We start from the raw sequence: 13,099 nt of genomic DNA, 5'->3' as shown, positions 1-13,099 counted from the left end.
CGTTATGTTTAACAAAATCTTAGTGGTCTGTGTGGGGAATGTTTGCCGTTCCCCGACGGCAGAACGTTTGCTAAAGCGCTTTCATCCCTCGCTGACGGTTGCGTCCGCCGGGTTAGGCGCGCTGGTCGGCAAAGGAGCCGATCCTGCGGCGGCGAGCGTGGCGAGCGCCCACGATCTGTCTTTGGAAAATCACTGCGCAAGGCAAATTTCCGCGCGTCTGTGCCGGGAATATGACCTGATTCTGACGATGGAGAAACGCCACATCGCCGCCCTGTGCGACATTGCGCCGGAAATGCGCGGCAAGGTAATGCTGTTTGGTCACTGGGACAGCGAGCGTGAAATACCAGACCCGTATCGCAAAAGCCGCGATGCGTTTGAGGCGGTGTACACATTACTGGAAAGGTCTGCCCGCCAGTGGGCGCAGGCACTGAATGCAGAGCAGGGAAAACCATGACAGAAAAAGTAAAACAATCTGCGGCGGTTACGGGTAGCGATGAAATCGATATCGGGCGTCTGGTCGGAACGGTGATTGAAGCGCGTTGGTGGGTGTTGGGGACGACGGCCATATTTGCGCTGTGCGCGGTAATTTATACGTTCTTCGCCACGCCCATCTATAGCGCCGATGCGTTGGTGCAGATTGAACAAAACGCCGGTAATTCGCTGGTACAGGATATCAACAGCGCATTAGCGAATAAGCCGCCGGCTTCCGATGCGGAAATTCAGCTCATTCGATCGCGTCTGGTGCTGGGGAAGACCGTTGACGATCTGGATCTGGATATTGCCGTCACCAAAAACACCTTTCCGCTGTTCGGCGCCGGGTGGGAGCGGCTGATGGGACGTCAGAATGAAAGAGTGAAAGTCACGACATTCACCCGACCAGAGACGATGAGCGGACAGATCTTCACCCTCAAAGTGCTGGGCGACAAACGTTATCAGTTGGTTAGCGACGGCGGATTTAGCGCTCAGGGCGTTGTGGGCCAGCCACTCAATAAAGACGGCGTGACGATGCAGGTAGAGGCGATTGACGCCCGTCCTGATACGGAATTTACGGTGAGTAAATTCTCAACGCTTGGCATGATTAATAACCTGCAAAATAACCTCACCGTAACGGAAACCGGCAAAGATACCGGCGTTCTGAGCCTGACGTTCACGGGAGAGGATCGCGACCAGATCCGCGACATTCTCAACAGTATTACCCGTAACTATCTGCAACAGGATATTGCGCGGAAATCTGAAGAGGCGGGGAAGAGCCTGGCGTTTCTGGCAAAACAACTGCCGGAAGTCCGCAGCCGCCTGGATGTGGCGGAAAACAAGCTAAACGCTTTCCGCCAGGATAAAGACTCGGTGGATTTACCGCTGGAGGCGAAGGCGGTGCTCGATTCGATGGTTAATATCGACGCCCAGTTGAATGAGTTGACGTTTAAAGAGGCGGAAATTTCCAAGCTCTTTACCAAAGCGCATCCGGCTTACCGCACCCTGCTGGAAAAACGTAAAGCGCTGGAAGATGAAAAAGCCAAACTGAACGGGCGGGTGACGGCAATGCCGAAAACCCAGCAGGAGATTGTGCGTTTGACCCGCGATGTGGAGTCCGGCCAGCAGGTCTATATGCAACTGCTTAATAAACAGCAGGAGCTGAAAATCACCGAAGCCAGCACCGTTGGCGACGTACGCATCGTTGACCCGGCGATTACCCAGCCGGGCGTGCTGAAGCCGAAAAAGGCGTTGATTATTCTCGGCAGCATTATTCTGGGATTAATGTTATCGATTGTCGGCGTGCTGCTGCGCTCGCTGTTTAATCGCGGTATTGAAAGCCCGCAGGCGCTGGAGGAGCACGGGATCAGCGTCTATGCCAGTATTCCGCTGTCGGAATGGCAAAAAGCGCGCGATAGCGTCAAAACCATTAAAGGAATTAAGCGTTACAAGCAGAGCCAACTGCTGGCGGTGGGCAATCCGACCGATCTGGCGATTGAGGCGATTCGCAGCCTGCGCACCAGCCTGCATTTCGCCATGATGCAGGCGCAAAATAATGTACTCATGCTCACAGGCGTCAGCCCCTCTATCGGCAAAACCTTTGTTTGCGCCAACCTGGCGGCCGTCATCAGCCAGACGCATAAACGGGTATTACTGATCGACTGCGATATGCGCAAAGGCTACACCCATGAACTGCTCGGCACCAATAACGTGGACGGCTTATCTGACATTCTGGCGGGCAAAGGCGAGATAGCCTCCTGCGCGAAACCCACGGCGATCGCTAATTTTGATCTTATTCCGCGCGGTCAGGTACCGCCTAACCCATCGGAACTGCTGATGAGCGAGCGCTTCGGCGAGCTGATCGCCTGGGCAAGCAGCCGCTACGATCTGGTATTAATCGACACGCCGCCGATTCTGGCCGTGACGGACGCCGCGATTGTGGGTCGTCACGTCGGGACAACGCTGATGGTGGCGCGTTATGCCGTCAACACCTTAAAAGAGGTGGAAACCAGTCTGAGCCGTTTTGACCAGAATGGCATTCAGGTCAAAGGCGTCATTCTCAACTCCATTTTCCGCCGGGCGACGGGCTACCAGGATTATGGCTATTACGAGTATGAATACCAGTCAGATTCCAAATAAAAAATAAGGCGTGCCGGATGGCGCGGCCTGTGACTGTAGGCCGGACAAGCGTAGCGCCATGCGGCAAAACTATCTGGGGAATAAGCATGACAACAGACAATCCGCTGATCTCAATTTATATGCCAACCTGGAACAGGCAGCAGTTGGCTATCCGGGCGATTAAATCAGTACTACGTCAGGACTACCGTCACTGGGAGATGATCATCGTGGATGATTGCTCCTCGTCTTATCAGCAGCTACAACAATTTGTTGAGGAGCTGAACGACCCGCGCGTTCGTTATACTCATAACGCCAGGAATACCGGCGCCTGCGCGGTTCGCAACCAGGCCATTATGCAGGCGCAAGGGCACTACATTACCGGTATTGATGATGACGATGAATGGACGCCCAACCGTCTGAGCGTGTTTCTGGCCCATAAACACCAGTTGACTACGCACGCCTTTTTGTATGCCAACGACTATGTGTGCGAGGGCGAGGTCTACTCTCAGCCTGCCAGCCTGCCGCTGTATCCGAAATCCCCTTATTCGCGCCGCTTGTTCTACAAGCGCAATATTATTGGCAATCAGGTTTTTACCTGGGCCTGGCGCTTTAAAGCGTGTTTGTTCGATACCGAACTCAAGGCGGCGCAGGATTACGACATTTTTCTGCGCATGGTGGTGGAGTATGGCGAACCGTGGAAAGTCGAAGAGGCGACGCAAATTTTACATATCAACCACGGCGAGATGCAGATTACCTCTTCGCCGAAAAAGTTCTCCGGCTATTTCCATTTTTATCGTAAGCACAAAGATAAATTCGATCGCGCCAGCAAAAAATACCAGCTTTTTACGCTGTACCAAATTCGCAATAAGCGAATGACCTGGCGCACGTTGCTGACGTTGCTCTCCGTGCGTAACAGCAAACGCCTGGCGGCCGGGCTGCGGGGGCGATAACGATGCTGGAAGACTTACGCGCGAATAGCTGGAGCTTACGCCCCTGTTGCATGGTGCTGGCCTACCGTATCGCTCATTTTTGTTCCGTCTGGCGCAAAAAGAATGTGCTGAATAATCTGTGGGCTGCGCCGGTGCTGGTGCTGTATCGCGTGATCACGGAATGCCTGTTCGGGTATGAAATCCAGGCCGCCGCGACCATTGGTCGGCGGTTCACTATCCATCATGGTTACGCGGTAGTGATTAACAAACATGTCGTCGCCGGCGACGATTTTACCATTCGCCACGGCGTCACCATCGGCAATCGCGGCGCGGACAGTCTGGCTTGTCCGGTGATTGGTCACGGCGTTGAGCTGGGGGCGAATGTCATCCTGCTTGGCGATATTACTATCGGTAATCACGTCACGATTGGCGCGGGTAGCGTGGTGCTTGACAGTATTCCGGACCATGCGCTGGTGGTGGGGGAAAAAGCACGGGTGAAGGTCAGCACATGAATATTCTGCAATTTAATGTACGGCTGGCGGAAGGCGGCGCGGCGGGAGTGGCGTTGGATCTCCATCTGCGGGCATTGCAAAAAGGGCTGACGTCACGTTTTGTCTATGGTTATGGCAAAGGCGGAAAAAAAAGCGTCAGCCACCACCGTTATCCGCAGGTGATAAAACAGACGCCGCGCGGCACGGCAATCGCTAATATCGCGCTGTTTCGTTTCCTGAATCGCGATCTGTTTGGCAATCTCGACAATCTTTACCGCACGGTTATCCAGACATCCGGCCCGCTGGTGCTGCATTTTCATGTTCTCCACAGTTACTGGCTAAACCTGGCGGACATCGTGACGTTTTGCGAAAAAGTCAAAGCGCAAAAACCAGACGTCACTCTGGTCTGGACGCTGCACGATCACTGGAGCGTCACCGGGCGTTGCGCCTTCACCGACGGTTGCGAGGGCTGGAAAAGCGGCTGCCAAAAATGTCCGACCCTAAGCAATTATCCGCCGGTCAGGGTGGATCGGGCGCACCAGCTTATTGGCGGCAAACGTCAGCGCTTTCGGGACATGCTGCGGCTGGGCTGCCGGTTTATTTCGCCGAGCCAGCACGTGGCCGAGGCCTTTAACAGCGTTTATGGCGCGGGGCGCTGCCAGATTATTAACAACGGTATCGATCTGGCGACCGAGGCGATTCTCGCGCAGCTATCACCTGTGCCGCTGAATCCGGGCAAACCGCGAATTGCCATTGTGGCGCATGACTTGCGTTATGACGGCAAAACTGACCAGCGTCTGGTACACGACATGATGGCGCTGGGCGAAAAAATTGAACTGCATACCTTCGGTAAATTTTCGCCTTTTACTGGCCAAAACGTTGTTAATCACGGTTTTGAAACCGATAAGCGCAAATTAATGAGCGCGCTCAATGAGATGGATGCGCTGGTCTTTAGCTCGCGGGTCGATAACTATCCGCTGATCTTGTGTGAAGCGCTCTCGATCGGCGTACCGGTAATCGCCACCCACAGCGAGGCGGCGCAGGAGGTGCTGGCGAAATCCGGCGGCCAGACTTTTGCCGCTACAGATGTACTGCGCCTGGCGCAGCGGCGTAAGCCAGAGATTGCTCAGGCGGTATTCGGCGCAACGCTGGACGCCTTTCGTATGCGTAGCCGCGTCGCGTACAGCGGTCAACAGATGCTGGAGGAGTATGTCTCGTTCTATCAGAATCTGTAGCTATCTGCTGCTGCCGCTGATCTACCTACTGGTCAATGTCAAGATTGCCCAACTGGGGGAAAGCTTTCCCATTACCATCGTCACTTTTTTACCGCTGTTGCTGCTGTTATTTGTGGAACGCATTAGCGTAAAAAAATTAATGATCGCCTTAGGCATCGGCGCGGGGCTTACGGCATTTAACTTCCTGTTCGGCCAGTCGCTGAATGCTGGTAAATATGTCACGTCCACGATGCTGTTTGTCTATATTGTGGTCATTATCGGGATGGTCTGGAGTATCCGATTCAAAACCATTTCCGTGCATAACCACCGAAAGATTTTGCGTTTTTTTTATCTGGTGGTGGGTATAGTGGTCGCGCTCGCCGCGGTTGAGATGGCGCAAATTATCCTTACCGGCGGCAGCAGTATTATGGAAGGAATTTCGAAATATCTCATTTACAGTAATAGCTACGTACTGAACTTCATAAAATTTGGCGGTAAGCGTACCACTGCGCTTTATTTTGAACCGGCATTTTTCGCTTTGGCACTAATCTCAATTTGGCTGAGCATCAAACAGTTTGGTATCAAAACACCGAAAAGCGATGCTATGATTCTGGCAGGGATAATATTATCAGGATCATTTTCAGGGGTAATGACCTTTATCCTGTTTTACCTTCTGGAGTGGGCGTTCCAATATTTGAATAAGGATGCGATAAAGAAAAAACTTCCACTGGCGCTGGTCTCATTAACCCTGTTTTTGGTTGGGGTAATTATTGCATTTCCTTATATCGCGACACGACTTGGCGATTTAGGGACGGAAGGCTCATCTTCTTATTATCGTATTGTGGGCCCGTTAGTCATGGTCGGATATTCCTTGACCCATATTGATGGTGTAGTCAGATTTGGCTCACTTTATGAATATGTCGCATCATTCGGAATCTTTAACGGTGCGGATGTCGGGAAAACCATAGACAATGGATTGTATCTGCTGATTATTTATTTTTCCTGGTTCGCAGTGCTAATGACGCTGTGGTATATGGGGAAAGTTTTAAAAATGGCGCTAAATGCGTTTGGCGATAATCGCAATTTTCGGGTACAGCTCTATCTTTTTACGCCGGTGTCACTGTTTTTTACCGGTTCAATATTTAGCCCGGAATATGCTTTTTTAATCGTCTGTCCGTTCATTTTGCGCAAGGCGTTAAAAATTTCATAACGGGGTGGTGGCATGTTTTTAAGCGTCGTTACCGTCGCCTTTCGCAATTACGAAGGGGTGGTAAAAACCTGGCGCTCGCTGCGCAATCTGGCGCGCGATCCGGGTCTGTCATTTGAATGGATCGTAGTGGATGGCGGTTCGGAGGACGGCACGCGCGAATTTCTGCAAAAACGTCACGGTGAGTTTAACCTGCGTTTTATCAGTGAAAAGGATCGCGGTATTTATGATGCCATGAACAAAGGCATTGCGCTGGCGCAGGGGCGCTATACCCTGTTTCTTAATTCCGGTGATGCGTTCCATGATGATGCCGCGCTGTTTGTCCGCCAACTGGCGCGACAAAAGGGCGAGGCGATGTATATTGGCGACGCGCTGCTGGATTTCGGCGGCGGGCATAAAATACGCCGGAAGGCTAAACCCGGGTATTATATCTACCATAGTTTGCCAGCCAGCCATCAGGCGATATTTTTCCCGACGGCAGCGTTAAAAAAGTATCCTTATGATCTGCAATATCATGTCTCTTCAGATTATGCGCTGGCGGCCCGTCTCTATAAAGCAGGCTATCCTTTTCGGCGAATTAACGGACTGGTATCTGAATTTTCGATGGGCGGCGTGTCAACCTCGAATAATCTGGAATTATGTCAGGATGCAAAAAACGTACAGCGAAAAATATTACGTGTGCCAGGGTTTTGGGCGCAATTATCCTATTTATTACGTCTGAAAACGACGGGTAAAACAAAAGCGCGGTATAACAAAGTCTAATCACCGGGAGTTATTATGCAGGATCTTAGCGGCTTTACGGTGCCGAAAGGGTTCCGCGGCGCTAATGCGCTAAAAGTACAATTATGGTGGGCGGTACAGGCGACATTATTCGCCGGATCGCCGCAAATATTGTATCGCTGGCGAGCCTTTTTGCTGCGTCTGTTTGGCGCCAAAATTGGAAAGAATGTGGTTATTCGACCGTCAGTAAAAATTACCTATCCGTGGAAATTAACCGTCGGCGATTATGCCTGGGTAGGCGACGACGCTGTGTTATATACGTTGGGTGAAATTAATATTGGCGCACATGCGGTTATTTCACAAAAAGGGTATTTGTGTACCGGTAGCCATGATTATACCAGCGCCCATTTCGATATTAACGCCGCGCCGATTGTTATTGGCGAAAAATGTTGGCTGGCAACCGATGTTTTTGTCGCGCCCGGCGTGACGATAGGTCATGGCACCGTCGTCGGCGCGCGCAGCAGCGTATTTAAATCATTACCGGCAAATGCGATTTGTCGGGGCAATCCCGCAGTGGTAACGCGCCAGCGCGTTCAGAAAGTTACTCCCTAACGGGACTATTTGAGGAAATGAAAATGTCAAAAGTCGCTCTCATTACTGGCGTAACCGGACAGGATGGGTCTTACCTGGCAGAATTTCTGCTGGAAAAAGGGTATGAGGTGCATGGTATCAAGCGCCGCGCGTCATCGTTTAATACCGAGCGCGTGGACCATATTTATCAGGACCCGCACAGCTGCAACCCGAAATTTCATCTGCATTATGGCGACCTGACCGACGCCTCCAACCTGACCCGCATTTTACAGGAAGTGCAGCCGGATGAGGTCTACAATCTGGGCGCAATGAGCCACGTGGCGGTGTCGTTTGAGTCGCCGGAATATACCGCCGATGTGGATGCGATGGGCACGCTGCGCCTGCTGGAGGCGATTCGCTTCCTCGGTCTTGAAAAGAAAACGCGGTTCTACCAGGCCTCCACCTCGGAACTGTACGGGCTGGTGCAGGAAATCCCGCAGAAAGAGACCACGCCGTTCTACCCGCGTTCTCCCTATGCGGTGGCGAAACTGTACGCCTACTGGATCACCGTCAACTACCGTGAATCCTACGGTATTTACGCCTGTAACGGCATTCTGTTTAACCACGAGTCTCCGCGTCGCGGCGAAACCTTCGTTACCCGTAAGATCACCCGCGCCATCGCCAATATCGCGCAGGGACTGGAGTCCTGCCTGTATCTCGGCAACATGGACTCGTTGCGCGACTGGGGTCATGCGAAAGATTACGTGCGGATGCAGTGGATGATGTTACAGCAGGAGCAGCCGGAAGATTTCGTGATTGCCACCGGCGTGCAGTATTCCGTGCGCCAGTTTGTGGAGCTGGCGGCGGCGCAACTGGGGATAAAACTGCGCTTTGAAGGCGAAGGCATTAATGAGAAAGGGATCGTGGTATCCGTTACCGGACACGATGCGCCGGGCGTGAAACCGGGCGATGTGATTGTGGCCGTTGATCCGCGTTATTTCCGTCCGGCGGAAGTGGAAACCCTGCTGGGCGACCCGTCCAAAGCGCATGAGAAACTGGGCTGGAAACCGGAAATCACCCTGTCGGAGATGGTCTCCGAGATGGTGGCGAACGATCTGGAAGCCGCGAAAAAACACTCACTGCTGAAATCTCACGGTTACGAGGTGGCCATCGCGCTGGAGTCCTGAGAATGAATAAGCAACGAATTTTTGTGGCGGGCCATCGCGGGATGGTGGGCTCCGCCATTGTACGGCAGCTTGCGCAGCGCGGCGACGTGGAGCTGGTGCTGCGCACCCGCGATGAGCTGGATCTGCTCGACGGGCGTGCGGTACAGGCGTTCTTTGCCGGGGCGGGTATCGACCAGGTTTATCTGGCGGCGGCGAAAGTGGGCGGCATTGTCGCCAACAACACGTATCCGGCGGATTTTATTTATGAAAACATGATGATAGAGAGCAACATTATTCACGCCGCGCACCTGCACAACGTGAACAAACTGCTGTTTCTCGGTTCGTCCTGTATCTATCCGAAACTGGCAAGGCAGCCGATGGCGGAAAGCGAGCTGCTGCAGGGGACGCTGGAGCCGACCAACGAGCCGTATGCCATCGCCAAGATCGCCGGGATTAAACTGTGCGAGTCCTACAACCGGCAGTACGGTCGCGACTACCGTTCGGTGATGCCAACCAACCTGTACGGCCCGCATGACAATTTCCATCCGGACAATTCACATGTGATCCCGGCGCTGCTGCGCCGCTTTCATGAGGCTGCGCAGAGCCACGCGCCGGAGGTGGTGGTGTGGGGCAGCGGCACGCCGATGCGTGAATTTCTGCACGTTGACGATATGGCGGCGGCCAGTATTCACGTGATGGAGCTGGCGCGCGAAGTGTGGCAGGAGAACACTGCCCCGATGCTGTCGCACATTAACGTCGGCACTGGCGTGGACTGCACCATCCGCGAGCTGGCGCAGACCATCGCAAAGGTGGTGGGTTACCAGGGCCGGGTGGTGTTCGACGCCGCGAAGCCGGACGGCACGCCGCGTAAATTGCTCGACGTCACGCGCCTGCATCAGCTTGGCTGGTATCACGAAATTTCACTGGAGGCAGGGCTTGCCGGTACTTACCAGTGGTTCCTTGAGAATCAGCAACGGTTCCGGGGGTGACAATGTTTTTACGTCAGGAAGATTTCGCCGCCGTGGTGCGGGCCACGCCCCTCATCTCCCTCGATTTCATTGTGGAAAACGGCCAGGGGGAAATTTTACTGGGCCAGCGTCTCAACCGTCCGGCGCAGGGCTACTGGTTTGTGCCGGGGGGACGGGTGCGCAAAGACGAAACGCTGGAGGCCGCCTTTGCACGCCTGACGCAGGCGGAACTGGGCGTGCGTCTGCCGCTGGCGGCAGGGACGTTTTATGGCGTCTGGCAGCACTTCTATGACGACAACTTTTCCGGTGAGGATTTTTCAACTCACTACATCGTGCTCGGCTTTCGTCTGCGCGTGGCGGAGAGCGATTTACGCCTGCCTGACGCGCAGCATGGCAGTTACCGCTGGCTGACGCCGGAACAGCTTCTGGCAAGCGACAATGTTCATGAGAACAGTCGGGCCTACTTCTCTCCTGACGCGCCGGCGGTGGGCCTATGAAGATCCTGGTCTATGGCATTAACTATTCGCCGGAACTGACCGGTATCGGCAAATATACCGGCGAAATGGTGGCGTGGATGGCGCGGGAAGGCCATGAGGTGCGGGTCATTACTGCGCCGCCGTACTACCCGCAGTGGAAGGTCGGTGAGCGCTATTCCGCCTGGCGCTATCGCCGGGAAGAGGGCGAGGCTACCGTCTGGCGCTGCCCGCTGTATGTGCCGAAACAGCCCTCCACCCTAAAACGACTACTTCATCTGGGGAGCTTTGCATTGAGCAGTTTTTTCCCACTGATGGCGCAGCGTCGCTGGAAGCCGGATCGGATTATCGGCGTTGTACCGACGCTCTTTTGTACGCCGGGAATGCGTCTGCTGGCGACACTCTCCGGCGCGCGTACCGTACTGCATATTCAGGATTACGAAGTGGACGCCATGCTCGGCTTAGGAATGGCGGGAAAAGGCAAGCGCGGCAGCATAGCGCGGTTAGCGACGGCCTTTGAACGCAGCGCGCTGCGTAACGTTGATAATGTTTCGACCATCTCTCGCTCCATGATGAATAAAGCGCGGGAAAAGGGCGTCGCGGCGGAAAAAATCCTCTTTTTTCCGAACTGGTCGGAAGTGGCGCGCTTTCAGGACGTTAATGACGCTGACGTGACGGCTTTGCGTCAGCAGCTTGGCTTGCCAGAGGGCAAAAAAATTGTGCTTTATTCCGGCAATATCGGCGAAAAACAAGGGCTGGAAAAGGTAATTGACGCCGCGGAACGATTACGCGATCGACCGTTGATTTTCGCGATTGTCGGCCAGGGGGGCGGCAAGGCGCGGATGGAGAACATGGCCCGCGAACGCGGCCTGGCAAATATTAAATTCCTCCCGCTGCAGCCTTACGACGCCTTACCCGCGCTGCTGAAAATGGGCGACTGCCATCTGGTGGTGCAAAAGCGCGGCGCAGCGGATGCGGTACTGCCCTCCAAGCTGACTAACATTCTGGCGGTCGGCGGTAATGCGGTGATTACCGCTGAGCCGCACACCGAATTAGGACAACTTTGCGCGCGCTATCCGGGCATCGCCGTTTGCGTGGAACCGGAATCGACCGACGCGCTGGTCGACGGGATTAGCCAGGCGCTCGCCATGCCGAAAAACAACATGACGGCACGTGAATACGCCGAACGCACGCTCAATAAAGAGAACGTGCTACGCCAATTTATTGCAGATATTCGGGGATGATAATGCGTCAGACAAAACTTTACCCGGTTGTGATGGCCGGTGGCTCCGGTAGCCGATTGTGGCCGCTTTCTCGCGTGCTTTATCCAAAACAGTTTCTGTGCCTGAAAGGCGATCTCACCATGCTGCAAACCACCATTTGCCGTCTGAACGGCGTGGAGTGCGAAAGCCCGGTGGTGATCTGCAACGAACAGCACCGTTTTATCGTTGCCGAACAGCTCCGCCAGCTCAATAAGCTGACGGAGAACATTATTCTTGAGCCCGCCGGGCGCAATACCGCGCCGGCGATTGCGCTGGCGGCGCTGGCGGCGACGCGCCAGCATACGGACTGCGATCCGCTGATGCTGGTACTGGCGGCGGATCATGCGATCGCCAATGAAGAGGCCTTCCGCGACGCGGTGCGCGGCGCCATACCCTGTGCCGACGCGGGCAAACTGGTGACCTTCGGTATCGTGCCGGATCTGCCGGAAACCGGCTATGGCTATATCCGGCGCGGTGATGTCGTGCCGGGCGCGACGGATGCGGTGGCTTTTGAGGTGGCGCAGTTCGTTGAGAAGCCGGGGCTGGAAACCGCCCAGGCCTACGTCGCCAGCGGCGATTACTACTGGAACAGCGGCATGTTTCTGTTCCGCGCCGGACGCTATCTGGAAGAGCTGAAAAAGTTCCGCCCCGATATTCTGGCCGCCTGTGAACAGGCGATGCGCGGCGTCGATCCGGATCTTGACTTCATTCGCGTGGATGAAGAGGCCTTCCTCGCCTGTCCGGAAGAGTCCATTGACTACGCGGTGATGGAGCGGACGGCGGACGCGGTGGTGATGCCAATGGACGCGGGCTGGAGCGATGTCGGCTCGTGGTCCTCGCTGTGGGAAATCAGCGCCCACACCCCGGAGGGAAATGTCCACCACGGCGACGTCATCAGCCATAAAACGGAAAACAGCTACGTTTACGCTGAATCCGGCCTGGTGACCACCGTCGGCGTGAAGGATCTGGTGGTGGTGCAGACCAAAGACGCCGTGCTGATTGCCGATCGCCACGCGGTGCAGGACGTGAAAAAGGTGGTGGAGAAGATCAAGGCCGACGGACGCCATGAGCACCACATGCACCGCGAGGTTTACCGTCCGTGGGGCAAATACGACTCCATCGACGCGGGCGAGCGCTATCAGGTGAAGCGTATTACCGTCAAGCCGGGGGAAGGACTGTCGGTGCAGATGCACCATCACCGCGCCGAGCACTGGGTGGTGGTGGCGGGGACCGCCAGAGTCACCATCAACGGCGAGGTTAAGCTGATCGGTGAAAACGAGTCCATCTATATTCCGCTGGGGGCGACCCACTGCCTGGAAAATCCGGGAAAAATACCGCTCGATTTAATTGAAGTGCGTTCCGGCTCGTATCTCGAAGAGGACGACGTGGTGCGGTTCGAGGACCGTTACGGGCGGGTCTGACGCCTGCAATGGTGCCCGGTAAGCGCAACGCGCCATCCGGCAATGAACAACAATAACGATGTTGGCCATTTACGGTCAGGGCTAACTGT

The 13,099-nt window shown here is 54.7% G+C and carries 13 protein-coding genes; all 13 read left to right on the top strand.

The genetic code is table 11. The annotated features are described in order from the left end of the window. Window positions 1-4: 4 nt before the first annotated feature. The gene (gene wzb / locus NA330_RS14855; protein ID WP_000482224.1) at window positions 5-454 is read left to right on the top strand and encodes a low molecular weight protein-tyrosine-phosphatase Wzb; all 450 of its coding nucleotides are present in this window, start codon (window positions 5-7) and stop codon (window positions 452-454) included. Beyond that, a complete protein-coding gene (gene wzc / locus NA330_RS14850) occupies window positions 451-2,610 on the top strand; it encodes a tyrosine-protein kinase Wzc (protein WP_023242354.1) in 2,160 nt (719 codons plus the stop codon). Before wzb ends, wzc begins: the two co-directional genes overlap by 4 nt. A gap of 86 nt (window positions 2,611-2,696) precedes the next feature. Next, window positions 2,697-3,539, top strand: a complete 843-nt coding sequence (wcaA, locus tag NA330_RS14845; protein ID WP_000205695.1) for a colanic acid biosynthesis glycosyltransferase WcaA — start codon at window positions 2,697-2,699, stop codon at window positions 3,537-3,539. A gap of 2 nt (window positions 3,540-3,541) precedes the next feature. Next, on the top strand, window positions 3,542-4,030 hold the full coding sequence (wcaB, locus tag NA330_RS14840) for a colanic acid biosynthesis acetyltransferase WcaB (RefSeq protein ID WP_000888724.1): 489 nt from the start codon (window positions 3,542-3,544) through the stop codon (window positions 4,028-4,030). Beyond that, the gene (gene wcaC / locus NA330_RS14835) at window positions 4,027-5,244 is read left to right on the top strand and encodes a colanic acid biosynthesis glycosyltransferase WcaC (protein WP_001023845.1); all 1,218 of its coding nucleotides are present in this window, start codon (window positions 4,027-4,029) and stop codon (window positions 5,242-5,244) included. Before wcaB ends, wcaC begins: the two co-directional genes overlap by 4 nt. Continuing rightward, on the top strand, window positions 5,219-6,433 hold the full coding sequence (gene wcaD, locus NA330_RS14830; protein WP_000091402.1) for a colanic acid polymerase WcaD: 1,215 nt from the start codon (window positions 5,219-5,221) through the stop codon (window positions 6,431-6,433). Before wcaC ends, wcaD begins: the two co-directional genes overlap by 26 nt. 12 nt (window positions 6,434-6,445) lie before the next feature. After that, window positions 6,446-7,192, top strand: coding sequence for a colanic acid biosynthesis glycosyltransferase WcaE (wcaE, locus tag NA330_RS14825; protein ID WP_000480132.1), 747 nt, complete (start codon window positions 6,446-6,448; stop codon window positions 7,190-7,192). A gap of 15 nt (window positions 7,193-7,207) precedes the next feature. After that, window positions 7,208-7,762, top strand: a complete 555-nt coding sequence (gene wcaF, locus NA330_RS14820; RefSeq protein WP_001153603.1) for a colanic acid biosynthesis acetyltransferase WcaF — start codon at window positions 7,208-7,210, stop codon at window positions 7,760-7,762. Window positions 7,763-7,785: 23 nt separating this feature from the next. After that, window positions 7,786-8,907: a GDP-mannose 4,6-dehydratase gene (gene gmd, locus NA330_RS14815; protein ID WP_000048160.1), complete on the top strand. Its 1,122-nt coding sequence runs from the start codon at window positions 7,786-7,788 to the stop codon at window positions 8,905-8,907. Window positions 8,908-8,909: 2 nt separating this feature from the next. Next, the gene (gene fcl / locus NA330_RS14810; protein WP_001041701.1) at window positions 8,910-9,875 is read left to right on the top strand and encodes a GDP-L-fucose synthase; all 966 of its coding nucleotides are present in this window, start codon (window positions 8,910-8,912) and stop codon (window positions 9,873-9,875) included. A 2-nt stretch (window positions 9,876-9,877) separates the two neighbouring features. Continuing rightward, window positions 9,878-10,351 (top strand): GDP-mannose mannosyl hydrolase, encoded by a 474-nt coding sequence (locus NA330_RS14805; RefSeq protein WP_023202789.1) that lies wholly within the window; start codon window positions 9,878-9,880, stop codon window positions 10,349-10,351. Continuing rightward, window positions 10,348-11,571: a colanic acid biosynthesis fucosyltransferase WcaI gene (gene wcaI, locus NA330_RS14800; protein WP_023194957.1), complete on the top strand. Its 1,224-nt coding sequence runs from the start codon at window positions 10,348-10,350 to the stop codon at window positions 11,569-11,571. The genes NA330_RS14805 and wcaI overlap by 4 nt, the downstream gene beginning before the upstream one ends. Then, on the top strand, window positions 11,568-13,010 hold the full coding sequence (gene cpsB, locus NA330_RS14795; protein ID WP_072101865.1) for a mannose-1-phosphate guanyltransferase: 1,443 nt from the start codon (window positions 11,568-11,570) through the stop codon (window positions 13,008-13,010). The genes wcaI and cpsB overlap by 4 nt, the downstream gene beginning before the upstream one ends. Window positions 13,011-13,099: the final 89 nt, after the last annotated feature.

It is taken from the genome of Salmonella sp. NW722 (assembly GCF_051702785.1).
GTDB classification, from domain to species: domain Bacteria; phylum Pseudomonadota; class Gammaproteobacteria; order Enterobacterales; family Enterobacteriaceae; genus Salmonella; species Salmonella enterica.
The sequence above is the reverse complement of the archived record's forward strand: the minus strand, read 5'-3'. Positions and strand labels throughout refer to the sequence as shown.

Coding starts and splice junctions, on each gene's coding strand:
- wzb (WP_000482224.1), top strand. CDS start 5: ATGTTTAACAAAATCTTAGTGGTCTGTGTGGGGAATGTTTGCCGTTCC.
- wzc (WP_023242354.1), top strand. CDS start 451: ATGACAGAAAAAGTAAAACAATCTGCGGCGGTTACGGGTAGCGATGAA.
- wcaA (WP_000205695.1), top strand. CDS start 2,697: ATGACAACAGACAATCCGCTGATCTCAATTTATATGCCAACCTGGAAC.
- wcaB (WP_000888724.1), top strand. CDS start 3,542: ATGCTGGAAGACTTACGCGCGAATAGCTGGAGCTTACGCCCCTGTTGC.
- wcaC (WP_001023845.1), top strand. CDS start 4,027: ATGAATATTCTGCAATTTAATGTACGGCTGGCGGAAGGCGGCGCGGCG.
- wcaD (WP_000091402.1), top strand. CDS start 5,219: ATGTCTCGTTCTATCAGAATCTGTAGCTATCTGCTGCTGCCGCTGATC.
- wcaE (WP_000480132.1), top strand. CDS start 6,446: ATGTTTTTAAGCGTCGTTACCGTCGCCTTTCGCAATTACGAAGGGGTG.
- wcaF (WP_001153603.1), top strand. CDS start 7,208: ATGCAGGATCTTAGCGGCTTTACGGTGCCGAAAGGGTTCCGCGGCGCT.
- gmd (WP_000048160.1), top strand. CDS start 7,786: ATGTCAAAAGTCGCTCTCATTACTGGCGTAACCGGACAGGATGGGTCT.
- fcl (WP_001041701.1), top strand. CDS start 8,910: ATGAATAAGCAACGAATTTTTGTGGCGGGCCATCGCGGGATGGTGGGC.
- NA330_RS14805 (WP_023202789.1), top strand. CDS start 9,878: ATGTTTTTACGTCAGGAAGATTTCGCCGCCGTGGTGCGGGCCACGCCC.
- wcaI (WP_023194957.1), top strand. CDS start 10,348: ATGAAGATCCTGGTCTATGGCATTAACTATTCGCCGGAACTGACCGGT.
- cpsB (WP_072101865.1), top strand. CDS start 11,568: ATGATAATGCGTCAGACAAAACTTTACCCGGTTGTGATGGCCGGTGGC.